Annotated in this window: 22 protein-coding genes; 10 read left to right on the top strand and 12 right to left on the bottom strand. The window is 56.5% G+C overall.

Annotated features, from left to right (window positions below; all coding sequences use genetic code 11):
- Positions 1-6 precede the first annotated feature (6 nt).
- Together ACGK9W_RS06875 and gloB are read right to left on the bottom strand one after the other, a co-directional pair.
- A complete protein-coding gene (locus ACGK9W_RS06875) occupies positions 7-1707 on the bottom strand; it encodes a LysM peptidoglycan-binding domain-containing protein (RefSeq protein WP_405419873.1) in 1701 nt (566 codons plus the stop codon).
- Between the two features lie 168 nt (positions 1708-1875).
- Entirely contained in the window at positions 1876-2670 is a 795-nt protein-coding gene (gene gloB / locus ACGK9W_RS06870) for a hydroxyacylglutathione hydrolase (protein ID WP_008171709.1), read from the bottom strand.
- A gap of 96 nt (positions 2671-2766) precedes the next feature.
- On the opposite strand from gloB, the gene ACGK9W_RS06865 reads away from it, so the two are divergent.
- The 5 genes from ACGK9W_RS06865 (at position 2767) to ACGK9W_RS06845 (ending at position 7359) form a co-directional block, all read left to right on the top strand.
- Positions 2767-3561, top strand: a complete 795-nt coding sequence (locus tag ACGK9W_RS06865; protein WP_014577168.1) for a class I SAM-dependent methyltransferase — start codon at positions 2767-2769, stop codon at positions 3559-3561.
- A 28-nt stretch (positions 3562-3589) separates the two neighbouring features.
- Entirely contained in the window at positions 3590-4033 is a 444-nt protein-coding gene (gene rnhA / locus ACGK9W_RS06860; RefSeq protein ID WP_108018639.1) for a ribonuclease HI, read from the top strand.
- A gap of 38 nt (positions 4034-4071) precedes the next feature.
- Positions 4072-4782: a DNA polymerase III subunit epsilon gene (gene dnaQ / locus ACGK9W_RS06855; protein WP_008171703.1), complete on the top strand. Its 711-nt coding sequence runs from the start codon at positions 4072-4074 to the stop codon at positions 4780-4782.
- 218 nt (positions 4783-5000) lie between these two features.
- Positions 5001-6707, top strand: coding sequence for a hypothetical protein (locus ACGK9W_RS06850; RefSeq protein ID WP_008171700.1), 1707 nt, complete (start codon positions 5001-5003; stop codon positions 6705-6707).
- A gap of 4 nt (positions 6708-6711) precedes the next feature.
- Positions 6712-7359: a multidrug transporter gene (locus ACGK9W_RS06845; protein ID WP_405419867.1), complete on the top strand. Its 648-nt coding sequence runs from the start codon at positions 6712-6714 to the stop codon at positions 7357-7359.
- 63 nt (positions 7360-7422) lie between these two features.
- On the opposite strand, the gene ACGK9W_RS06840 is transcribed toward ACGK9W_RS06845, so the two are convergent.
- On the bottom strand, positions 7423-7737 hold the full coding sequence (locus ACGK9W_RS06840; RefSeq protein ID WP_008171697.1) for an SCP2 sterol-binding domain-containing protein: 315 nt from the start codon (positions 7735-7737) through the stop codon (positions 7423-7425).
- A gap of 231 nt (positions 7738-7968) precedes the next feature.
- On the opposite strand from ACGK9W_RS06840, the gene sohB reads away from it, so the two are divergent.
- Both sohB and ACGK9W_RS06830 read left to right on the top strand, forming a co-directional pair.
- Complete coding sequence (gene sohB / locus ACGK9W_RS06835; protein WP_008171694.1) at positions 7969-9030, top strand: protease SohB; 1062 nt, start codon at positions 7969-7971, stop codon at positions 9028-9030.
- 23 nt (positions 9031-9053) lie between these two features.
- Positions 9054-10052: a YhdH/YhfP family quinone oxidoreductase gene (locus ACGK9W_RS06830; RefSeq protein ID WP_008171691.1), complete on the top strand. Its 999-nt coding sequence runs from the start codon at positions 9054-9056 to the stop codon at positions 10050-10052.
- A 74-nt stretch (positions 10053-10126) separates the two neighbouring features.
- On the opposite strand, the gene ACGK9W_RS06825 is transcribed toward ACGK9W_RS06830, so the two are convergent.
- The 4 genes from ACGK9W_RS06825 to metH form a co-directional block, all read right to left on the bottom strand.
- Entirely contained in the window at positions 10127-10633 is a 507-nt protein-coding gene (locus tag ACGK9W_RS06825) for a DUF934 domain-containing protein (protein WP_008171689.1), read from the bottom strand.
- Positions 10626-12278: a nitrite/sulfite reductase gene (locus ACGK9W_RS06820; RefSeq protein WP_008171688.1), complete on the bottom strand. Its 1653-nt coding sequence runs from the start codon at positions 12276-12278 to the stop codon at positions 10626-10628. The genes ACGK9W_RS06825 and ACGK9W_RS06820 overlap by 8 nt, the downstream gene beginning before the upstream one ends.
- Positions 12279-12638: 360 nt before the next feature.
- Positions 12639-12875 carry a DUF2970 domain-containing protein gene (locus ACGK9W_RS06815; protein WP_008171686.1) on the bottom strand — a complete coding sequence of 79 codons (237 nt, stop codon included), beginning with the start codon at positions 12873-12875 and terminating at the stop codon, positions 12639-12641.
- Between the two features lie 33 nt (positions 12876-12908).
- Positions 12909-16607, bottom strand: a complete 3699-nt coding sequence (metH, locus tag ACGK9W_RS06810; protein ID WP_008171685.1) for a methionine synthase — start codon at positions 16605-16607, stop codon at positions 12909-12911.
- Between the two features lie 232 nt (positions 16608-16839).
- On the opposite strand from metH, the gene nfuA reads away from it, so the two are divergent.
- From nfuA to ACGK9W_RS06795, 3 genes are all read left to right on the top strand, one after another.
- Positions 16840-17427, top strand: a complete 588-nt coding sequence (gene nfuA / locus ACGK9W_RS06805) for a Fe-S biogenesis protein NfuA (RefSeq protein WP_008171684.1) — start codon at positions 16840-16842, stop codon at positions 17425-17427.
- A 219-nt stretch (positions 17428-17646) separates the two neighbouring features.
- Entirely contained in the window at positions 17647-18846 is a 1200-nt protein-coding gene (locus tag ACGK9W_RS06800) for a DUF445 domain-containing protein (RefSeq protein ID WP_405419860.1), read from the top strand.
- Between the two features lie 41 nt (positions 18847-18887).
- Positions 18888-19256 carry a hypothetical protein gene (locus ACGK9W_RS06795; protein ID WP_008171682.1) on the top strand — a complete coding sequence of 123 codons (369 nt, stop codon included), beginning with the start codon at positions 18888-18890 and terminating at the stop codon, positions 19254-19256.
- Here the strand turns inward: ACGK9W_RS06795 and ACGK9W_RS06790 are convergent.
- The 5 genes from ACGK9W_RS06790 to ACGK9W_RS06770 all read right to left on the bottom strand — a co-directional run bounded on the left by ACGK9W_RS06790 (position 19243) and on the right by ACGK9W_RS06770 (position 21422).
- Positions 19243-19569 (bottom strand): TusE/DsrC/DsvC family sulfur relay protein, encoded by a 327-nt coding sequence (locus ACGK9W_RS06790; protein ID WP_008171680.1) that lies wholly within the window; start codon positions 19567-19569, stop codon positions 19243-19245. The genes ACGK9W_RS06795 and ACGK9W_RS06790 overlap by 14 nt on opposite strands.
- A gap of 3 nt (positions 19570-19572) precedes the next feature.
- Positions 19573-19857 carry a sulfurtransferase complex subunit TusB gene (tusB, locus tag ACGK9W_RS06785; protein ID WP_008171678.1) on the bottom strand — a complete coding sequence of 95 codons (285 nt, stop codon included), beginning with the start codon at positions 19855-19857 and terminating at the stop codon, positions 19573-19575.
- Positions 19858-19862: 5 nt separating this feature from the next.
- On the bottom strand, positions 19863-20213 hold the full coding sequence (locus ACGK9W_RS06780; RefSeq protein WP_008171676.1) for a DsrE family protein: 351 nt from the start codon (positions 20211-20213) through the stop codon (positions 19863-19865).
- A gap of 2 nt (positions 20214-20215) precedes the next feature.
- Positions 20216-20620 carry a sulfurtransferase complex subunit TusD gene (gene tusD, locus ACGK9W_RS06775; RefSeq protein ID WP_008171675.1) on the bottom strand — a complete coding sequence of 135 codons (405 nt, stop codon included), beginning with the start codon at positions 20618-20620 and terminating at the stop codon, positions 20216-20218.
- A 103-nt stretch (positions 20621-20723) separates the two neighbouring features.
- Positions 20724-21422 carry a Bax inhibitor-1/YccA family protein gene (locus ACGK9W_RS06770; RefSeq protein ID WP_008171674.1) on the bottom strand — a complete coding sequence of 233 codons (699 nt, stop codon included), beginning with the start codon at positions 21420-21422 and terminating at the stop codon, positions 20724-20726.
- Positions 21423-21513: the final 91 nt, after the last annotated feature.

Genomic DNA, 21513 nt, shown 5'->3' with positions numbered 1-21513 from the left:
CGCACGTCAGGGACTGTTTCGGATATCAACGTAGAGTACCAGACTTTGCCCGGGTTGCAGATAACGGGCGGTATTCAGATCGTTCCAGCTTGCGATGTCCCGCACATTCACGGAAAACCTGCTGGCAATCCGGGCAAGGGAGTCGCCTTTGCGCACCCGGTAGCCTACTTTCCGAACCATAGCCTTGCCACGGCCACTGTTGGCTGCCACAACCGTCGGCTGACTGGTTTTGGACCAGATGACCAGTTCCTTGCCGGGTATCAGCGGATCGCCCGGCGCCATACCGTTCCAGGCAGCAACTTCACGTACGGACACCCGGTGCTCGCGGGCAATGTCCCAGAAGGTGTCGCCCTTGCGCACCGTGTAACGAACCTTGTTACCGTCCCGCTTACGCTCCTGTTTGCGCTCAAGGCGCTGGGAGGCGCTCAGGGCGTAAGCATCGCTGCCCTTGGAAGCAAAGGGAATCATCAGGCGCTGGCCAATTCGTATCAGGTCGCTGTCCAGATTGTTGACCTGCTGCAGCACTGACGGCGTTGTGGAGAACTTGCGGGAGATCGAATTGAGACTGTCTCCGGATTTGACTTCGTAGTTGCGCCAGGACACCCGTTGATTGGCTGGAATTTCAGCCAGGGCGGCACGGAACGTCTCCGCATTCCCAACCGGAACGAGCAACCGGTGAGGTCCATCCGGCGAAGTTGCCCAGCGATTGTAGGAGGGGTTCAGGAGGTAGATCTCGTCGACATCTACTCCGGCCAGTTCTGCCGCCAGGGCAAGGTCGAGCTGGGAGCCGGTATCAACAACTTCGAAGTAGGGTTCGTCTTTCAGCGATGGCAGTTCGATGCCATAGGCCTCGGGATTGTCGAATATTTTCGCCAGAGCAATCAGTTTGGGGACGTAGTGTCTGGTCTCCCGGGGCAGGTGAAGAGACCAGAAGTCTGTCGGCTTGTTGGCGTTCCGGTTGCGGCGCATGGCGCTGGAAACCGTGCCGCCGCCGCTGTTGTAGGCGGCAAGGGCGAGCGTGTGGTCGCCATCAAACCGGTTTGCGAGGCGCTCGAGATAGGTCAGGGCAGCGTCGGTTGCGGCGATGACGTCACGACGGTCATCGTGCCACCAGCTCTGTGTCAGGCCAAAGTATTTGCCCGTGGAGGGAATGAATTGCCAGAGACCGGCCGCGCGCCCATGGGAGTACGCAAACGGATCGAACGCGCTTTCAACAACGGGGAGCAGAGCATATTCGGCAGGCAAGCCCCGCTTTTCGGTCTCGTTGACGATATAGTGAAGGTAGCGACTGCCGCGTTCCACAACCCGGTCAATGTAGCCGGGATGTCGGGCATACCAGTTCAACTGGTCCCGAACCCGTTCATTGTCGATATCGTGATCCAGAACAAATCCTGAGCGCAGTCTTGCCCACAGATCTTGCTCAACTGCCTCCGCCTCAGCGGTTTTCTGAACCGGATTGTCGAGCTTCTCCCGGGCATCCCTGGCAGCATCCTTCAATTCCGGAGCAATAGCTTCGTCCAGCGGCTCGTCGCGGGCAGCGTCACGGTTTTCTCCGGTCTCGACAGCTTTCTTGAGCCCTTCATCGCCCGCGGCGACCGTGACTTCCTGTGTGTTCAGCGGGCTTTGCTCTCCCTGGCTGATCAGGCTGGTGCAGCCACTTGCGAGGGCTCCGGCGAAAAACAAAAACGACAATCGTCTGGCCGACATAACAGCATCCGGGTTCAGGTTGAGGCCGGATTCAGCATCTGAAACTCCGGCATATTGAACAATTTACGGTCACAATTTTGAAATGATTCTATGGGACCGATTAAAAAGGGGTCAAGAAACCTCTCGTTACGGCTCTGAGAGGATTTGTTAAGTGCGTATCACCAGGCGTCAGAAATTATCCTTGCCGTGGCGAATGGCCGCAAAAATAGCGTTATCGGAATCGGCGGGCAGGCCGCGGCTTGAGCAATAGGCCCGGGCGGAGTCCACTACCGCCGGATCATCCCACCGCAGAAACGGATTGAGCCGTTTCTCGTTCTCGAGGATTGAAGGAACCGTCGGTTCTCCTGCATCGCGGGCGGCCTGACACTCCTGCTCGAACGTCCGGAGACCTTCGTCTTCCGGCAACCAGCTGCGGGCAAAGCGCAGGTTCGCGAGGGTGTACTCGTGGGCGCAGTAAACGGCGGTCTTGCCAGGCAGCGCCCGGAGGGTCTGAAGAGACTGACGCATCTGCTCCGGTGAGCCCTCGAACAGACGTCCGCATCCACAGACAAAAAGGGTATCGCCACAGAAGAGAACCGGCCGACCATTTACCTCGACGTCGGTGAAGTAGGCAATATGATCGAGAGTATGGCCGGGAACGCCCAGGACCTGGAAGGTGATATCTTCCCAGATCACCTCGTCACCGGGATGAACCAGGTTGGTACTGCCTTTGTAGGGCGAATCCGCGGGGCCCGTTACCCTGCAATCCGGAAAACGGGAGAGCAATTCTTTGACACCGCCGACATGGTCCGGATGATGGTGGGTCACCAGAATGGTATCCAGGGTCAGTCCGTTCTCGGCCAGATGGTCCAGGACCGGTTGGGCCTGGCCCGGGTCCACGATCAGCGCCTTGTCGCTGGCGGTGTCGGAAAGGCACCAGATATAGTTGTCACTGAAGGCGGGTATGGCGGAAATGGTCAGCATAGGGCCCCACATGTGCTTATCGAATGTGACTGATATGATAGAGCATTAAATACAAGGCCCCAACCATGGGAAAGGGCTTCCTGGAGTGGCGCATTGGTGAGTGAATCCGAGGCAGTTGATTATTCCGCCAGACATGAGAGCTTTGAGCGCTGGTTCCAGACCCCGCTTGGTCGGGCACTGTTGGCCGACCAGAGACGCTTTGTCGACGCCGAGCTACAGCGTCTGACAGGCGCCAGGCAGTTGCAGGTGGGGATCAGCCATCGGCTGCCATTGGCTACCGGCACGGATTTTTCCCAGAAGATCATGACAGCGCCAAGATGGTATCCCCATATTCCGGATGGAGTCGCCATCTGCGATGCCGACGAGCTGGCCTTTCCCGGTGACTCGATGGATCTTGTCGTGCTGCATCACACGGCCGATTTCTCTCCTTACCCTCACCAGGTGATTCGCGAGGCGGCGCGCGTGCTCCGGGGAGAGGGCACGATGGCGCTGTTTGGTTTTAACCCTCTGAGCCTCTGGGGCGCGCGCAAACTGATCTCCAGGAGCAGCGAGGGCCCGTGGGGCGGTCGCTTCCTCTTGCGCGGACGCATGGAAGACTGGCTGCACTTGCTGGGCTTTAATGTCGAAGCGTCGATTACCCGGTTTTTCAGGCCACCACTGCAGCGCAGTGGTCGCAAGCCGACGAGCCGGATTGACAACCGTTTGTCCGGAAATCGACTCCTGCCAGTAGGCGCCTATTACTGTATCCTTGCCAAAAAACGCGTCCACGCCCGGTTGCCAAGGCGCCCCGTCTGGCGCCAAAGCAAGGTGATTGCCCTGCCGGGCACCGGTACCGTTGGCGCCTCCCGAGGTTGCAGCCGCAGTGGCTCGCCGATTAACAGACCGAAGTGAATCACCGAAAATTAAATCAGGAGGCTGAATGGCCGGCAAGGTAATCCTCTATACGGATGGCGCCTGCAAAGGCAACCCCGGGCCCGGCGGCTGGGGCGTGGTTTTGCGCTATGGCGACAATCGAAAGACCCTGCACGGCGGGGAGACGAATACCACGAACAACCGCATGGAGTTAATGGCAGCCATCCGCGGTCTGGAGGCCCTGAAGCGCCCGTGCGAGGTGGAGCTGTTTACGGATTCGCAGTACGTGCGCAAAGGCATTACGGAATGGATGGCAGGCTGGAAGCGGAACGGCTGGAAGACCTCCGCGAAAAAGCCCGTGAAGAACGAAGATCTCTGGCGCGAGCTGGATGCCGAAGTGGCCCGGCACCAGATTAACTGGCACTGGGTAAAAGGGCACTCTGGTGTTCCTGACAATGAACTGGCGGATGAACTGGCCAATCGCGGTGTCGACGAGCTTTCCGGCGCATAGATTCAGAGCGCATAAATACAGTTAACCAGGTACAGGCAATGAGACAGATCGTACTGGATACAGAAACCACGGGTATCGACCCGGCAGAAGGTCACCGGATCATCGAGATCGGTTGTGTTGAATTGATGGAGCGCCAGCTCACCGGCCGCAACTACCATGTCTATATCAACCCGGACCGGGAAGTAGAGGCTGAGGCGATCACTGTTCACGGCATCACCAACGAGTTCCTTGCCGACAAACCCCGTTTCGCGGAAATCGCCGATGAGTTCTTCGAGTTCATCAAGGGCGCCGAGCTGGTTATCCATAACGCTGCGTTCGACGTCGGCTTCATGGACTCGGAATTCGCCCGTCTCAAGCCGGTACGGAAAACCGCGGACCACTGCGGAATCGTGGACTCGCTCGCTATCGCAAGGGCCCGTCACCCGGGGCAGAAGAACAACCTTGATGCGCTCTGCAAGCGCTACGGTGTGGACAACAGCAACCGTGACCTCCACGGCGCGTTGCTGGATGCGGAGATCCTGGCCGATGTTTACCTCCTGCTTACCGGTGGCCAGACCGCGCTGTCACTGGATGCCGGATCCGAGAACGGTGGCGGTAACGGCGGAATTCGAAGGCTGCCTGCTGACAGAGCGCCCCTGTCGGTGGTTCGTGCCTCCAGTTCAGAGGCCGAAGCCCACGAAGAGTTCATGTCCCTGCTCGAAAAACAGGCGGGCGAAACTGTGTGGGGTAAACTCCAGAGCCCGGAATGAGAACTGGGTCGGGCTGTACCAAATGTTACATTCCGCCTTTCTTGAGGTACTTGAGTTTTATGTTATAAGTAATGATAAGTTCGCCAGTTTTTTGCGAACTGGCTTTGGCCGGAAAAGGGGTTAGCCGGCCCAGAACAAAAAGGCCTGGTACGCGACAGCCGGACCAGTGACCACCAAAGAGGATGCGGTAGTCTCCGCAACATTAACGGGAAGCGTTTATGGTTCAGTCGTCTCTCGCGACGAAATCGCAGTCGTTTGATCTGGTCAAAAGTGAAATAGAGCAGACCATCAAGCAGGCAGAATCCAGCCTTGAACGCTTTCAGGAAAACCGCGAAAGGGGTGAGGATCTCCAGAACTGTGTTGATTTCATCAACCAGTTGCGGGGCATTTTTATTCTGGTGGAGCTGCGGGGCGGAACCCTGCTGTGCCAGGAAGCAGTAACTATGGCCAACGACGTTCCCGTTGGCGCTAATGACGACAAAAACATCCTCCTTACTACCCTCAATAGCGCTCTGTTCATTCTTCGGCGCTATGTCGAGTACTATCATCAGCAGCGGGAAGATCATCCCGAGCTGTTGCTTCCCGTGATCAATGACCTCCGAGAGGCCCGCCGGGAAAAACCCTATCCCGAATCCTGTTTTTTTGATGTCGATGTCAAAGAGAGGCCGGATTTTTGTGCCGGTTTGTCATTGCAGCCGTTTGAAGGCAATGAGGCGGATTACGAAGTCATGGCGCGTCGCATGCGCCTGACCTTCCAGGTTGCGCTTTTGGGAATTCTTCGCGACCGGAACGATGTGGTAAACAAGAAATTGATTGGCCGCGCTTCGAGAGGACTTGCCCGCCTTTGCCAGGGCGCACCTATGGGGCAGATGTGGTGCCTTGTCGGCATTGTTGCGGACACCATGCTTGATCGCGCTATGGTCTTTAACAAGGCCCGCAAGCGCATGTTCATGCGGATCGAGAAGTACGCCCGGGAAGTGGTGTACGTGGGCAAGGTTGCCACGGGTAAAGACGCGCCGGATTCGCTGATTCGGGATCTGGTCTATCTGCTGTACCGCAGCGGGTCTGCTAACCCTGAAGTTACCGAGGTGTTATCCGCTTACCATCTCGCGCCGGCGGATTTTCCGGATTCCATGCTGGAAGCCCATGCGAGCAGGTTGTACGGTCCTGGCAGTGATGTCCTTAAATCCCTTTCGGAAGCCCTTCAGGATGAACTGAACCAGTTGAAGGACAAGCTGGACATCATTGAACGCGGTATCGAGCCGGATCTGGCGGAGCTGTCTTCGATTGCCGATGCCCTCGAACGACTGGCCAACACTTTGGTGATGCTTGACCTGAACAAGCTGGCGGGCGTTTCAAGAGAAGAGGCGAGCAAGCTTCGGGGTTGGGAAGCAGAATCTCGCTTGCCCGGTGATGATGAACTGTATCGACTCGCCGATTCCGTCCTGGGAATCGAAGACGCCGTCATGCAGATCGTGACCCGCGGCATCACGTCGGAAACCGACGCGTTGGCCGGTGGTGAACGCAAGCGGGAGGAGTCTGTCTACCTCCGTGAGGCGCTCTATGTCGTGGCTGACGAAGCCCGTGGGGCATTGACCCTGGCAAAGCGTGCAATCACCGCTTTTATCGAATCCGACTACGACAAACTGCATCTTGCCAATCTGCCTGCAACCCTGCACAGCATCTGGGGTGGCCTGCAAATGGTGAATGATCCCGGAGCCGCCGGGGTTCTTGAGCGGGTTGCGGCTTCAATCCAGGAGCGCTTGCTGGATGCGAAGGAAGCGCCAGCCGCCCAGGTGCTCGAGGCGCTGGCGGACGCTCTGACTTCGCTGGAGTACTACATCGAGAGTATTGGCAAAAGCGAAGACCGCAACGTAGATCTACTGAAACTGGCTGAATCGTCGCTGGACGATGTAGGTTTGTAGTTCCATGTCCCACACGCTCGCTATCATTGTACTGGCCGCTGCCGGCGCTGTGATGGTTATAGCGGGCCTGCTGTTTTTCAGGCACCCCCGATGGTTGCTCACCTGGATTAAAGGAACGGCGGTTTTCGGTGTCATTCTGGCCGGTTTATATGTCCTCGTGATTGCGGTAAATCTGAGCAGCTATCATTCACTGGTAGGCTTGCAGACCGCGGCAAGCATCTCCACCCAGAGACAGGCCGAACAGATCTGGCAGGTTTCCCTCCAGAGTCAGGATGGGTTGTCTGTGGTGAGAACGCTGCAGGGCGATCAATGGCAGATGGACGCCAGGATTCTCCGTTTTACCGGCCCCTTCCGTTGGCTTGATATCGCTCCCGGTTACCGGCTCGAGCAATTGAGCGGGCGTTACACGTCGCTTGAGCAGGAGCGGTCGGCTCCGAGGACTTCCATAGGCCTCGCTGAAGGCATCTGGCCTGATCTCTGGCAGTGGGACCGTCAATTCAACTTGCCGTTTGTGGAGGCCGTGGACGGAAGCATGACGTTCATGCCAATGCGGGATGGGGCTGTTTTCGAGGTAAAGCTATCCTCTTCGGGTCTGGTTGCTGTTCCGGTAAACGAGCAGGCGAGGGAAGCCGTGCAGTTCTGGAATCAATAGATTCTCGGGCATAAAAAAAGCCTGCGTCGAGACGCAGGCTTTTTTGTGCTTGACGGGGGGCAATCAGCCCATCTTGAACAGTTCGCCCAATTTGGTTGCCAGCATCATATCGCCTTCGGCGCGCAGTTGACCTGCCATGAATGCCTGCATGCCGTCGGTCTCGCCTGAAACGATGCCCTGCAGGGTTTCGGAGTTCATGATCAGGGTAACGGATGGATCGTCATGGGCGCCTTCGTGCATTTTGCAGGTGCCGTCATTAATAACGAGGTGGTAGGTCTTGTCGTCCTCGATGTCGAACTGGAATACCAGGTCCAGGCCTTGAGCTGCGTCTGCGTTGAAATTCTGTTCGAGTTGTTCAAATACCTGAGCTACAGACATTGTTTTACCCTTTTGATGGTTGTCTAGTCATGATCACGACGGCTTGATGTCCCTGGCTGCACGAGCCTGATCGGGTGCCCGGGTAGAGCCGACCTCGCAATCCGACTTTATGGTGAGTGGTCGGCCCTGTCAAGATCGATCGAACGCTTGTTTTAATTTTTTTGCTCTCCTTATCACCATAAATTCGGTAAGTTACACTCTTGTTCCCGCACACTGAGTTGGAGAAGCACTTTGGAGTTCCTGACAGAATACGGTTTGTTTTTGGCCAAGATCGTTACTTTCGTGGTGGCGGCCCTGGTAGTGATCTCTGTCATCATGTCCGCGGCCCAGAAGGATCGGGGCGATCATGAGGGCGAGGGAGAACTCAAGATCCGGAAACTCAACGAGAAATACGAAAAGCTGCGTGAATCGATTCAGTCACGGCTGATGTCTGATCACCAAAGAAAGGTGTTCCAGAAGGCCCGGAAAAAGGCTCAGAAGGCGGAGAAGAAAGCGGCCAAGGCCGCGAAGAATACCGATGAGCAGGATGACAGTCGTGGTCGCGTCTATGTTCTGGATTTCGACGGCGATATCAAAGCCAGCGACACAGATCCGCTTCGCAGGGCAATTACTGCGGTGCTGAGTATTGCCGATCCGGAAAAAGACGAAGTGGTTATCCGCCTCGAAAGCGGTGGTGGGCTGGTTCATTCCTATGGCCTTGCGGCCGCCCAGCTGGACCGGATTCGCAGCAAGGGTCTTCGCCTCACCGCCTGCGTTGACAAGGTGGCGGCCAGTGGAGGCTACATGATGGCCTGCGTCGCAGACAGGATCGTTGCTTCGCCCTTTGCCATCCTGGGCTCGATCGGTGTGGTTGCCCAGCTTCCGAATTTCCATCGTTTCCTCAAGAAGAACGACGTGGACTTCGAGGTGCTCACCGCTGGAGAGCACAAACGCACCATGACTATATTTGGTGAAAACACCGATAAAGGCCGACAGAAATTTCTGGAAGATCTTGAAGACACTCACGGTCTTTTCAAAGAGTATGTCAGCGAACGCCGGCCGGACCTGGACATTGCAGCCGTTGCCAATGGAGATATCTGGTTCGGCAAGCGAGCGCTCGAAGTGAAACTGATCGACGAGATCAAGACCTCCGACGAATATCTCATTGAAGCCTGCGACCGGGCAGACGTAGTCTCAGTGGCATATCAGCGCAAGCGGACCCTTCCGGAAAAACTCGGATTGGCCACCAGTTCGGCGCTTGAACACACTGTCTGGAAAGTCCTGGGCGCCTTCCGCAACCAGAAGTTCCAGTAGACCACCGAAAGCGGAGAAGAATGATGACCACCAATTCCGAATTCAAGGCCTGGCGCGTTGAAGAGCAGAACGGCGAGTATGTCGGTGCGGAGAAATCTTTGAGTACTGCCGACCTTCCTGATGGTGACGTCCTGATACGGGTAAGCCACTCTTCTCTCAACTACAAGGATGCGCTGTCGGCTTCCGGCAATAAGGGCGTTACCCGTTCCTTTCCCCATACCCCGGGTATTGATGCAGCAGGAGAGGTCGTCGATTCCGCCACTGGCAACCCCTCGAACGGCAGTCCGGTTATCGTGACCGGGTACGACCTGGGCATGAATACAGACGGCGGTTTTGGCGAATACATCCGCGTACCTGCCGCCTGGTGTGTTCCCATGCCGGAAGGATGGAACGCTCGTACCGCTATGATCTATGGCACCGCCGGCCTCACCGCCGGTCTCTGTGTTCAGAAGCTTCTGACTATGGGCGCCAAGCCGGAGCAGGGCAAAGTCGCTGTTTCAGGAGCCTCCGGTGCCGTTGGCACCGTTGCGGTGGAACTGCTTGCCAAACTTGGGTTCGACGTCGTCGCCATAAGCGGCAAGGCCGACCATGCAGACGATCTCAAAGCTCTTGGGGCTAAAGAAGTTGTGGGTCGTGAAACCCTGGCCGAGGATAAGAAACCCCTCGTTAAACCGGCATTTGCGAACGCTGTCGATACGGTGGGTGGTAGCCCATTGGCCGAACTGCTCAAGCAGATCAAGCCTGGTGGCTCAGTATCCTGTTGTGGTCTCGTAGCCGGTCCGGGCCTTCAGACCACCGTGCTGCCGTTTATCCTGCGAGGCGTGAATCTGCTGGGTGTCGATTCGGTAGAGATTCCCCTGCCAGAGAAAGAAGCGGTATGGAAGAAATTCGCCGGGGAGTGGGCGTGTCCGAAGACCGAAGCGTCTGCCCGGGATATCGGTCGCAGTGAGCTGGATGGGGCGCTGAAGGCGTTCTTGAAAGGTGAATCAGCCGGCAAGATTGTCCTGGATCACTCTAAATAAGAAGCGACTCCAACCGATAAGATGGAATAGAAGAGAGGGAAAAGCCCCTCTCTTCGTACTCTAAAGCTTCATAACTAGGAGGCCCGACGCCGGAACAGCGGGATCTCCGTATCGGTCGCGGCCTGGTAGCCCTGGCTGAAGAAGTTCAGGCACCGCGCAGCTTTGTTGATGTCCTTGTCAGCCCGAAGGACATAAGCATCGAATCCGCAGCGCTTCATGAACTGCAGCTGATCCAGCAACACGTCTCCAATCGCCCGAAGCTCATTCTTGTAGCCGAAACGTTCACGCAGTAGCCGGCCAATGCTGTAACCACGCCCGTCACTGAACTTCGGAAAATTCACAGCAATTACCGGCAGTTCGTTCACCCGACCGTCCAGAATCTCCGGCTCGTCGTGGCTGTCGAACCACACGCCAATCTCCTGCCGTCCGGTAAAATGCTCATAGCCTGCCAGCCAGAGATCCGCAGGGATTAACGCCGGCTGGTCGGCCGGAATATCCAGCGATTCGCCCTCGGCGGGGCGGGGCACCACTACCCAGTTGTCCTGGCGGATGCTGCCATCCGGAGAAATAACGTTAGGCATAAACCCGCTCCTTGAATGGATCAATTCCTACGCGGCGATAGGTGTCGAGGAAGGTTTCCTCTTCCGTGCGCTTGTCCACGTAGACATCAATGATCTTTGAAATCACCTTGGGCATCTCATCCCGTGCAAAGGAAGGCCCCAGAATCTTGCCGATTGAGGCATCATGATGGGACGACCCGCCCAGACTGATTTGATAGAACTCCTGGCCTTTCTTGTCGACACCGAGAACACCAATGTTGCCGACGTGGTGGTGGCCGCAGGCATTCATGCAGCCGGAAATGTTCAGATCGATATTGCCCAGGTCGTACAGATAATCCAGATCATCGAACTGCCGCTGGATGGCCTCGGCCACCGGGATGGACTTGGCATTGGCCAGGGCGCAGTAATCACCGCCGGGGCAGCAGATAACATCAGTCAGGGTGTTCAGGTTCGCGGTACCGAAACCCATGGGCGTAATCGCCTGCCACAGTTCAAACAGCCGATCCTGGCGCACATCGGCCAGCACCACGTTCTGTTGGTGAGTGACCCGGATTTCACCGAAGCTGAACTCGTCTGCCAGATCGGCAATCTGTTCAAGCTGCTTGTCACTGACATCGCCAGGAGGAGTGCCGGTTTTCTTCATCGTCAGGGAGACGATGGCATAGCCTGCCTTCTTGTGGGTGTCCACGTTGTGGGTCAGCCACTGGTCAAAGCCCCGGTTCTCAAACCGCTGGCTGGCCAGCAGGTCCGTGGCATTGTCGATAGCTGCGTAATCCGGTTCGGTAAAGTAGCCCTGGATACGTTGAATCGCCTCGGGCGTCAGCCGGGTCGGGGATTCCTTGATATGCTGCCACTCTGCTTCCACCTTTTCAGCAAAGCCCTCAGGGGTCAGAGCCTTCACCAGAATCTTGATCCGGGCCTTGAACTTGTTGTCGCGCCGACCGTATCGGTTATAGACGCGAAGCACGGCCTCCAGGTAGGTCAACAGATCCAGTTCCGGCAGGAAATCGCGAATTACCGGCCCGACCATGGGCGTACGGCCAAGACCACCGCCCACGTGTACCCGGAAACCGAGATCGCCGGCCTCGTTGCGTACCATCTGAAGCCCGATGTCGTGCACCTGGATGGCGGCTCGATCGGTTTGCTCGGACGCGTTTACGGCAACCTTGAATTTCCGCGGCAGGAAGGCAAATTCCGGATGGAACGTGGACCACTGGCGAATGATTTCGCAGTAGGGCCGCGGATCCGCAATCTCGTCCGACTGAACACCGGAGAACTGGTCTGTGGTGGTATTACGAATGCAGTTGCCGCTGGTCTGGTTGGCGTGCATTTCCACTTCAGCGAGTTCTGCAAGAATGTCGGGAACGTCTTCCAGCGCCGGCCAGTTAAGCTGCACATTTTGGCGAGTGGTGAAGTGCGCATAGCCTTTGTCGTAGTCCCGGGTGATTCGCGCAAGCCGGCGAAGCTGGTCTGAGCGCATCATGCCGTAAGGAACACAGATCCTGAGCATGGGGGCAAGACGCTGAACGTACAGGCCGTTCTGCAGGCGAAGGGGAAGAAACTCGTCTTCAGCCAATTCTCCGGCCAGCGCTCTTTCTGTCTGGTCACGGAACTGGGCAACCCTCTCGGCAGCCATTTGCCGATCGTGTTCATCATATACGTACATAGTGGGAAGATCCTGCTTGAAAGCGACATATCCAGGCCGACGGCCTTATATCTGACGGGAAGGATAACAGCGGGTTTTTATTCTTAAAATGATTATTTCAAAATATGTTTATCGACTCAGGCGATAAGCAGAAGGAACAAGGGACTGGACGAATATCAATTAACTGCTTAACTTGGAGGATGACGTTAGCAGTGTGCGCTGCTGCCGTGATAACAAGAAAAACACGAGACAAAAACTCGGAAAGAGGAACAGACATGAAAAAGACCGCACGTTCTGACAGTCAGGCCGATGCCGTTGCCGCAGTTCTGCTGGTGGTTCTTGCCGTGGCTTTCGCGGTGGTCTGGGTAGCTGGCCAGTAGTCTACTGGCTCGCCAGGACCAGATTTACAATAACGATCAGGCCTACAACAAAGCTGGCTGTGAACAGAATGCCGGCAATGATGTAAGGCCAGGGGCTATGGCTTGAAAAGTCCTCTTCCCGGCGCTTGTCGGACTGAACTCCGAACGCGCCTGCGAGTATGCTTTGCATGACTTTCAATACGCCAGGTCCACGCGGCTTTTTTTCGTCCCGTTTTTCCGCTTCTGAAGATTCAGTCATACATCCGCCCCTGATCTGTGCTTCACCCGAAGCTTACTCTGCCGGATCGTACGCCAGGCTTGGCGCAAGCCAGCGTTCTGCCTCGGCCTTGGAAATGCCTTTGCGTTCAGCATAGTCCTCAACCTGGTCAGCGCCAATTTTCCCTACCGCAAAATACTTGGATTCCGGATGCGCAAAGTACCAGCCGGAGACGGCAGCGGTCGGGAACATGGCAAAGTGCTCGGTCAACTCAATGCCTGCAGTATCAGTGGCCTCAAGCAAATTGAACAAGGTTGCCTTCTCCGTGTGGTCCGGGCACGCCGGGTAGCCGGGTGCCGGACGTATTCCGCGGTACCTTTCCTTGATCAGGTCATCGTTGGCCAGCTTTTCATCAGCGGCATAGCCCCAGAACTCCTGGCGAACCCGCTCGTGCATCCGCTCGGCGAAAGCTTCTGCCAGGCGGTCGGCCAACGCCTTCACCATAATCGCGTTATAGTCGTCGTTGGCATCTTTGAACTCTACCGAGAATTCTTCTGCACCAATGCCGGTGGTGACCGCGAAACCGCCCACGTAGTCCACCGTCCCGGAGCCTTCAGGCGCGACAAAATCCGACAGCGCCATCATGGGTTTGCCCGGTGCCTTTTCATCCTGCTGACGGAGGTGATGCAGGGTAGTCAGCTCCTCGGTGCAGGATTCGTCCGTGTAAAGCACAACATCGTCACCGCGGCGGTTGGCTGGCCAGAAACCGATGACGCCACGGGCAGAGACCCGCTTTTCATCAATCATCCGGTGCAGAATCTTCTGGGCATCGTCAAAGAGGTGGCGGGCAGCCTCGCCACGCTTCGGGTCATCAAAAATGGCCGGGTACTTGCCAGAAATATCCCAGGACATGAAGAACGGCGTCCAGTCGATGTAGTCCACCAGCTCGTTGAGGTCATATTCCTCGAACACCCGGATGCCGGTGAAAGCCGGCTTTGGAGGCTGGTAGCCTTCGAAGGAGATGTCGGGGGCGCGATCACGAGCTTCCTTCAGGGAAACCAGCTTGGTGCGGTCACCCCGGTTCTTGCGGCGCTCGCGGATTTCGTCATATTCAGTTCGGGCGGCTTCCACAAACTCGGGCTTCGCATTCTTGCTCAGAAGCTGGGATGCGACGTTCACGCAGCGGGATGCGTCCGACACGTACAGCGCGATGTCGTTCTTGTACTGGGGCTCGATTTTTACCGCGGTATGCGCCTTGGAAGTTGTTGCGCCACCGATCATCAGCGGAATGTTGAAATCGAGTCGTTGCATCTCGCGAGCCACGTGGACCATTTCGTCCAGAGACGGTGTAATCAGACCGCTCAGACCAATAAGGTCGACATCGTGTTCTTTTGCAGCAGCGAGGATCTTGTCGCAGGGCACCATCACACCCAGGTCAATCACCTCATAGTTGTTGCATTGCAGGACCACTCCCACGATGTTCTTGCCGATATCATGGACATCGCCCTTTACCGTGGCCATCAGGATCTTGCCCTTGGCTTTCTGGTCTTCCGTTTTCTCCGCTTCGATGTAGGGAATCAGGTGTGCAACAGCCTGTTTCATGACGCGGGCGCTTTTGACCACCTGGGGCAGGAACATCTTGCCATCGCCGAAGAGGTCTCCGACCACGTTCATGCCATCCATCAATGGGCCTTCAATGACCTCAATGGGATGTGTGGCTCTCTGGCGGCAGGCTTCGGTATCGTCCACGATATAGGTGGTAATGCCTTTGACCAGTGCATGTTCCAGGCGCTTCTCCACCGGCCATTCACGCCAGGCCAGGTCTTCCTCCTGGGTTTTGCCGCCTTTGCCTTTGTAGCGTTCGGCGATCTCAAGGAGCCGGTCGGTGGAATCATCACGGCGGTTCAGGACAACATCTTCCACCAGCTCTTTGAGCTCCGGATCGATTTCATCGTAGATCACCAGTTGGCCGGGGTTCACGATGCCCATGTTCATCCCCGCCTTGATGGCGTGGTAGAGGAACACCGAGTGGATGGCTTCACGGACTACATCATTGCCGCGGAACGAGAAGGACACGTTGCTCACGCCGCCGGAAATTGAGGCGTGGGGCAGGTTTTCCCGAATCCAGCGGGTGGCGTTGATGAAATCCACCGCGTAGTTGTTGTGTTCCTCGATGCCTGTGGCAATGGCAAAGATGTTCGGATCAAAAATGATATCCGCCGGGTTGAAGCCGATGCCGGTCAACACGTCGTAAGAGCGCTTGCAGATCTCGGTCTTGCGCTCGTAGGTGTCTGCCTGGCCCTGTTCGTCAAAGGCCATTACCACCACGGCGGCGCCATAGCGCATGCAATCTCTGGCGCGCTTGACGAACTCCTCTTCGCCTTCCTTGAGACTGATGGAGTTCACAACCGCCTTGCCCTGGATGCAGCGCAATCCTGCTTCGATCACATCCCACTTGGAGGAGTCGATCATGATCGGCACCCGGGAGATATCCGGCTCGGAGGCGACGAGGTTCAGGAAGGTGACCATCACCTCTTTCGACTCCAGCATGCCCTCATCCATGTTGATGTCGATGATCTGGGCACCGTTTTCCACCTGATCACGGGCGACGCTGAGGGCCTCTTCGTATTGCTCTTCCTTGATCAGACGCAGGAAGCGCTTGGAGCCGGTGACGTTGGTCCGCTCACCCACGTTGATAAACAGAACATTGTCGTCGCCTGTGAACGGCTCAAGGCCAGAAAGACGCAACGCTTTCGGGCGTTCGGGAATCTTCCGGGGCGGGTACTTGGACACCGCCTGGGCGATGGCTTCGATGTGATCCGGCCGGGAGCCACAGCAGCCACCGATGATGTTCAGAAAACCGTCACGGGCGAAGCCTTCGATGATCTCGGCCATTTCCTCGGGTGTCTGATCGTATTCACCAAACTCGTTGGGAAGGCCGGCATTCGGGTGGGCGCTGACATAGGTTTCCGCCTTTGCAGACAGCTCTTCCACATAAGGTCGCAGGGCGTCGGCCCCCAGTGCGCAGTTCAGGCCAACGGATATGGGTTTGGCGTGGGCCACCGAATTCCAGAAAGCCTCGGTGGTCTGACCGGAAAGGGTTCGGCCGGAGGCATCGGTAATGGTGCCGGAAATCATGATCGGCAGGGTGATGCCGCTGTCCTCAAAATACTGCTGAGTGGCGTAGATCGCCGCTTTCGCGTTCAGCGTATCGAAAATGGTTTCAATCAGGATCAGGTCGCAGCCGCCTTCGACCAGGCCTCCTACCGCTTCGTAGTAGTTATCGACCAGGGTCTGGAAATCGACATTGCGGTAGCCCGGGTTATTGACATCCGGTGAGATGGAGGCGGTCCGCGATGTCGGCCCGACGGCACCGGCAACAAATCGCGGCTTTTCCGGGTTTTTCGCGGTGTACTCATCCGCGATCTGCCGGGCCAGTTCGGCTGCGGCCACGTTCAGTTCCCTGGCAATCGCTTCCAGCCCATAGTCCGCCTGGGAAAGCTGGGTGGAGTTAAAGGTGTTGGTCTCGATAATGTCTGCGCCGGCGTCCAGGTAGTCCGCGTGGATGTTGCGGAGCAGGGCGGGCTGGGTCAGGTTCAGCAGGTCATTATTGCCCTGAACTTCCCGCTCGTAGTCGGCAAACCGATCGCCACGGAACGCCTTCTCGTCCAGCTTGAGATTCTGGATCATGGTGCCCATGCCGCCATCAAGGATCACGATGCGTTCCTGCAGGGCCTTGTGGAGCTGGTCGAGACGGGTGGTGCGATCGGTCATAGGTTTACTTCCGGATGTCGTTAAAAACGCGGTATTAAAATCAATGGCGCGGGATCATAGCAAAATTGCCCGAGCCCGTCTTAGTACGAATGACGATTATCAATTGCCTACTGCAAATACCTGCCAATACGGGAAATTCATTACCTTCGTAAAGCCCGACTATTTTACTTGGTCTTTCATGTTCCCGCGAACTCCCTTAAAATGAATCCAAACTTTCAAACGGGTTGAAAACATGGCTCAGGTTACTGTGACAGATCCCGCTCGGGATTATCTTGCACAACTTATCGAAAAACAGGACGTGGAAGGCATGGGCGTACGTATCTTCGTGACCCAGCCCGGCACCAAAAACGCCGAAACCTGTCTGGCCTACTGCCCGCCTAACGAAGTAGTACCGACGGACGAGCAGGTAGATCTGGACAAGTTCATCCTGTATCTGGACCACAATTCCGTGCCCTTCCTCGAAGAGGCCTACGTGGATTACTCCAAGGACCAGATGGGTGGGCAGCTCACCATCAAGGCACCAAACGCAAAAGTGCCCAAGATTGATGACGACGCACCTCTGCCGGATCGGGTGAACTACATACTCGCTTCCGAGATCAATCCGAATCTGGCCGCCCATGGCGGCGAGGTGTCCCTTGTGGAGATCGTCGACGAATCCGTGGCCGTGCTGCGTTTCGGTGGCGGTTGCCAGGGTTGCTCGGCAGTCAGCCTGACCCTGAAGCAGGGCGTGGAATCAACCTTGAAAGAGCGGGTTCCGGAAATCACTGCAGTGCGTGATGTGACCGACCACTCCTACACCGAAAACGCCTACTACCAGTAAGTCCTTCCTGCCCGGTTTGCCGCGCCCTGCGGGGCGCGGCATCTATTCGGCCTGCCGCATTACCGCTTTCGCCATGGCTGCTCGGCCAATGTTGTGACATTTCAATTACTTCATCATTTGTCGCATACACAGCAACTGCAGGCAGGTACTATCCTGTCTGTCCGTTAACGGCATTATCACCGCCTAAAAACGGATTACACTCTTCTACCGGGGTCAAACTTGTTCGACGTTGCGCTTCTGTCAGTGCCTCTTATGGCGGCTGTTGTTGGTTGGCTGACCAACTGGCTGGCCATCCAGATGTCCTTCTATCCGGTGCAGTTCATCGGGGTGGGGCTGATAGGGTGGCAGGGCGTTATTCCCCGCAAAGCGGAAAAGATGGCGCATATCTGCATCGACAGGACGCTTCGGCAGTTCGGCGACCTCAACGCTGTCTACCGGAAGCTTGAACCGCAGCGCATCGTTGAGCAGGTGATTTCCCAGGTGACCCCGCGGATGGATGAGTACATCGATGAGGTTATGTACGAAATCCAGCCGGTCCTTTGGGACAACCTTCCGTTATTTGTCAGAAACCGGATTTATCAGTGGGCCCGTGAACAGCTGCCCTCCAGGGTAGAGGAGCTGGTGGAGGACTTTGGTGACGATCTGGACGAGTTGGTCGACCTCAAGGCTCTGCTCAGCCGCGAACTCGAAAAACATCCGGACATGATGAACCGGATTTTCCAGCAAGCCGGTGCGGTGGAGCTTCAGTCTGTGATCAACCGAGGTGCGGTTATCGGAGGCATTCTTGGCGCTCTCCTTGTGCCCTTATGGACCCGCTATCCGGAGCCCTGGCTGCTGCCGCTGGGCGGCTTCGTGGTCGGTTTCGTGACCAACTGGATTGCCATCAACCTGATTTTCGCGCCGCTCAAGCCCCGACGAATCCTGTTTTGGAAGGTTCAGGGTTTGTTTTTGCGCAGGCAGCCAGAAATCAGTGATGTCTGGGCCAGGCTGGTGGCGGAGGAACTGATTACTGTAGAGAAGGTTGCCGACGCCATGATCAACGGCAGCCACGGTGACAGAACCCGTGCGATTATCCAGAAACACCTTCGCCCCTTACTGGACAACTCTGTCATCATGAAGCTGACGGCGCAGGTCACCGTTGGTATGACGGGTTACACCGAGCTCAAGAAAGCCATGAACCAGAAGGCGGTACTGGCTACGCGTGACGTGTTCAGTGACCCGGCTTTTAACCGTGAGCGGGCACCTGTGGTAGCCGAAGTTCTGTCCGGCCAGATGAAAGCGCTGAAACCCGATGAATTCCAGGACATCCTGCGCCCTGCGTTCCGGGAAGAAGAGGTCCAGTTGATGATTGTGGGCGGTATTTTTGGTGCCCTGGCAGGGTTACTCCAGTTCGTTTCCCTGAACTATCTGAATTTCTAGCCGGAATGAATCCCGTTATCGGGAGTACAAGGAGGAAGGCCATGCCTTTTTGGCTAACACTGACAATCCAGATTCTTGCAACCGTTGGCGCCGTGCTTGTCACTCTCTGGGGGTTCTGGCGTTTCGTGGTCCGTCCATACCTCGATGCCAGGGTGGCGGAACTGATTGAGGCCGGCCGGGAAATCGAACCGGCGGTGACTCGCGGTGTAAAAAAGGGTGTGGCAGATACCATCCGGGAACTGCCAGAAAGCGCCCTTGACGGCACCGTTAAAGAATCGACCCGCCAGTTCCTGAAATTTGGCTCTGGCCTGTTTGAGAACGGCCTGAGCAGCTTCCTTGGCAGTGCAGCGGACCTGGAACGCAACAGGCAGAAGGACGGCGCTGCCTCAAAGGACTCTAAAGACAGTTAGTTGGCCTTGGCAGCCCCGCAATCCTGCAGGCGGTCTTTGCAGGGGTGCCGGGAAACAGCTGCATCAGGTAGATGCTGTTCCCCTTATCCTCGCCGAGCGCTTCTTTGACCGCCTTCACAAACAGGCGATTAGAGGGTGGCGACATTTCATGCTCTTTATAAAAAGATCTAAGAAACTTTATGATTTCCCAGTGTTTTTCTGTGAGATCCACGTCGTCCTCGGCAGCGATGGCCGTCGCGACACCTTCGGTCCACGTCTGGGCGTCTTCAAGAAAGCCTTCGTTGTTTCGTTGTGGCATTGCATTACTGACCATGGTTTACCAACTGATTACCCGTTGTGCCTGCAATGAAAGCGTTACCATCTCCGCAAAGTCCACAGAACTGACGTTGCCGCTCAGATCTCCCAGTCCGCGCGCCTCGACGTCCGGAATGAGCGCAAAGACCTTGCTGGCGCCCGGCAGAAGGTTCCCGCGTGCCAGCAACAGCACGCCGTTGCCGGTCAGAAGAAGGCCGTCTTCTGCAGACATCATTTCAACGCACCGCGCGGCCCGGGGATGATCGGGGGATTTGTTCAATATGTGCAATGTCTGGATGTCAGTCATCTGAGCTAACCTGCAAATGCGGTGTGGTCATAGTCAGTGAGGAGATCGGCATCAGCATCTACCAGGGTGACGCCTTCAATCAGCGAATGCTCATCGAGGCCGTAGGCAATACAGGCAGCCCGATCAGCCAGGATCGCGTCCATGCCGAATATCGGTGCTGCAGCGAGATTCTTCTCCACAGACTTCTGTTCAATGCCTCCGGCGTGCTGAGTCTGTCTCAGCCAGTTAACGCCAGGCCCGGTGAATAGCAGGGATGCCGACTGGTCGAAGGCTGCCAGCGAAAACGCCATATCCAGTGCTTCCCGTCCGGTCCACGCGCCGTAGGGAGGCTGGTCAATCATGATCAGTGTGGTCATGGTCAGTCTCCAGCGTGGAAATAAAGCGTGCGCGTGGATTTGATTCGCCCCTCGACCCATTCTCCGAGGCCAGCGATTTCAAACGGGGCCCGAAGATTGGCCGAAGGCAATTCATAGCGTTTCTGTTCGGTTTCGTTGACGAGGCCACGACGCAGCGCGGAGGCAATGCATGCCACACCGGGAATCTTGTGCTGAGTCAGAAACCGGGACCATTCGTCTGGCCAGTGGGTTTCGTCAGACGGCGGCGCGCAGAGCGCAGAGGCCAGATGGACCCCGTCACCGTAGAGGAACACCCGGTCAATCTGATGGCCAGCATCTACCGCTGCCTTCGCAAAGCCGAGAGCAGTCTGGGGCGCCTGAGACGAGTAGGGCGCGCCAGTAATTACCAGGGTAAAGGTTTCGGACATGGTTCCTGTTCGTTATAAGTCTGCAAGACAATGACTTTCAGTTTACCGAAAGCAAAAACCCCGGCAACTGCCGGGGTTTCGAAGCGGCTGATTCAGCCTGGTATCAATCTTCGCCACTGAACGCAGACAGCAGGTGCAGCAGGCTGACGAACAGGTTGTAGATGGATACATACAGACCAACAGTGGCGATGACGTAGTTACGCTCACCACCCTTGATGATCTGGCTGGTCTCGAACAGGATCATGATCGAAGCAAAGATCGTGAAGCCGGCGGACACTGCCAGATGCAGAACAGAGCTCTCCATCAGGAAGGACAGAAGCATGGCACCGATCAGTACAAACGCACCAGCGGTCAGGAAGCTGGACATGAAGCTGAAGTCTTTCTTGGTGATGATGGCCGTGGCAGACAGACCAACAAACGCAACTGCGGTCAGTGTCAGCGCCTGGGCGACAATCGAGGAAGCGCCGGCAGCTACGAAGGCGCCAATGATCGGACCCAGGGTGTATCCCATGAACCCGGTCAGGGCGAAGGTAGTCACGATGCCCCAGGGGCTGTTTTTCAACTTATAGGTTGCGAACAGCAGCCCAATGTATCCCACGATGGTGATCAGGAAGCCCGGGTGGGTTCCGTTCATGTTCAGGAATGCTGTCAGCGCCGAAAAGGCGAGTGTCATGCCAAGCAGCATATAGGTGTTGCGCAACACCTTCATCGCATCATCGCTGATGCCTGTGGTCGCGCGCTCCGTCTGGGGAGTCGAATAGGCTCCCTGAGAGTTCTGAACGCCGAATCGTCTGTCTTCCATTGTCATCTCCGTTTATAACGACTGGATACTGGTTCCCATAATAGTGTCAGATACGCAACTTTCAATCATTTACGACAGGAAAACGTCTTCC

This window comes from Marinobacter flavimaris, assembly GCF_045057155.1.
Classification (GTDB): domain Bacteria; phylum Pseudomonadota; class Gammaproteobacteria; order Pseudomonadales; family Oleiphilaceae; genus Marinobacter; species Marinobacter manganoxydans.
This window is presented reverse-complemented; position numbering and strand designations above follow the sequence as displayed.

Coding starts and splice junctions, on each gene's coding strand:
- ACGK9W_RS06780 (WP_008171676.1), bottom strand. CDS start 20,213: ATGACCACACTGATCATGATTGACCAGCCTCCCTACGGCGCGTGGACC.
- ACGK9W_RS06770 (WP_008171674.1), bottom strand. CDS start 21,422: ATGGAAGACAGACGATTCGGCGTTCAGAACTCTCAGGGAGCCTATTCG.
- ACGK9W_RS06830 (WP_008171691.1), top strand. CDS start 9,054: ATGACCACCAATTCCGAATTCAAGGCCTGGCGCGTTGAAGAGCAGAAC.
- ACGK9W_RS06815 (WP_008171686.1), bottom strand. CDS start 12,875: ATGACTGAATCTTCAGAAGCGGAAAAACGGGACGAAAAAAAGCCGCGT.
- ACGK9W_RS06795 (WP_008171682.1), top strand. CDS start 18,888: ATGCCTTTTTGGCTAACACTGACAATCCAGATTCTTGCAACCGTTGGC.
- tusB (WP_008171678.1), bottom strand. CDS start 19,857: ATGACTGACATCCAGACATTGCACATATTGAACAAATCCCCCGATCAT.
- ACGK9W_RS06820 (WP_008171688.1), bottom strand. CDS start 12,278: ATGTACGTATATGATGAACACGATCGGCAAATGGCTGCCGAGAGGGTT.
- metH (WP_008171685.1), bottom strand. CDS start 16,607: ATGACCGATCGCACCACCCGTCTCGACCAGCTCCACAAGGCCCTGCAG.
- ACGK9W_RS06845 (WP_405419867.1), top strand. CDS start 6,712: ATGTCCCACACGCTCGCTATCATTGTACTGGCCGCTGCCGGCGCTGTG.
- ACGK9W_RS06850 (WP_008171700.1), top strand. CDS start 5,001: ATGGTTCAGTCGTCTCTCGCGACGAAATCGCAGTCGTTTGATCTGGTC.
- gloB (WP_008171709.1), bottom strand. CDS start 2,670: ATGCTGACCATTTCCGCCATACCCGCCTTCAGTGACAACTATATCTGG.
- tusD (WP_008171675.1), bottom strand. CDS start 20,620: ATGTCCGAAACCTTTACCCTGGTAATTACTGGCGCGCCCTACTCGTCT.
- ACGK9W_RS06825 (WP_008171689.1), bottom strand. CDS start 10,633: ATGCCTAACGTTATTTCTCCGGATGGCAGCATCCGCCAGGACAACTGG.
- dnaQ (WP_008171703.1), top strand. CDS start 4,072: ATGAGACAGATCGTACTGGATACAGAAACCACGGGTATCGACCCGGCA.
- ACGK9W_RS06875 (WP_405419873.1), bottom strand. CDS start 1,707: ATGTCGGCCAGACGATTGTCGTTTTTGTTTTTCGCCGGAGCCCTCGCA.
- nfuA (WP_008171684.1), top strand. CDS start 16,840: ATGGCTCAGGTTACTGTGACAGATCCCGCTCGGGATTATCTTGCACAA.
- ACGK9W_RS06790 (WP_008171680.1), bottom strand. CDS start 19,569: ATGGTCAGTAATGCAATGCCACAACGAAACAACGAAGGCTTTCTTGAA.
- rnhA (WP_108018639.1), top strand. CDS start 3,590: ATGGCCGGCAAGGTAATCCTCTATACGGATGGCGCCTGCAAAGGCAAC.
- ACGK9W_RS06840 (WP_008171697.1), bottom strand. CDS start 7,737: ATGTCTGTAGCTCAGGTATTTGAACAACTCGAACAGAATTTCAACGCA.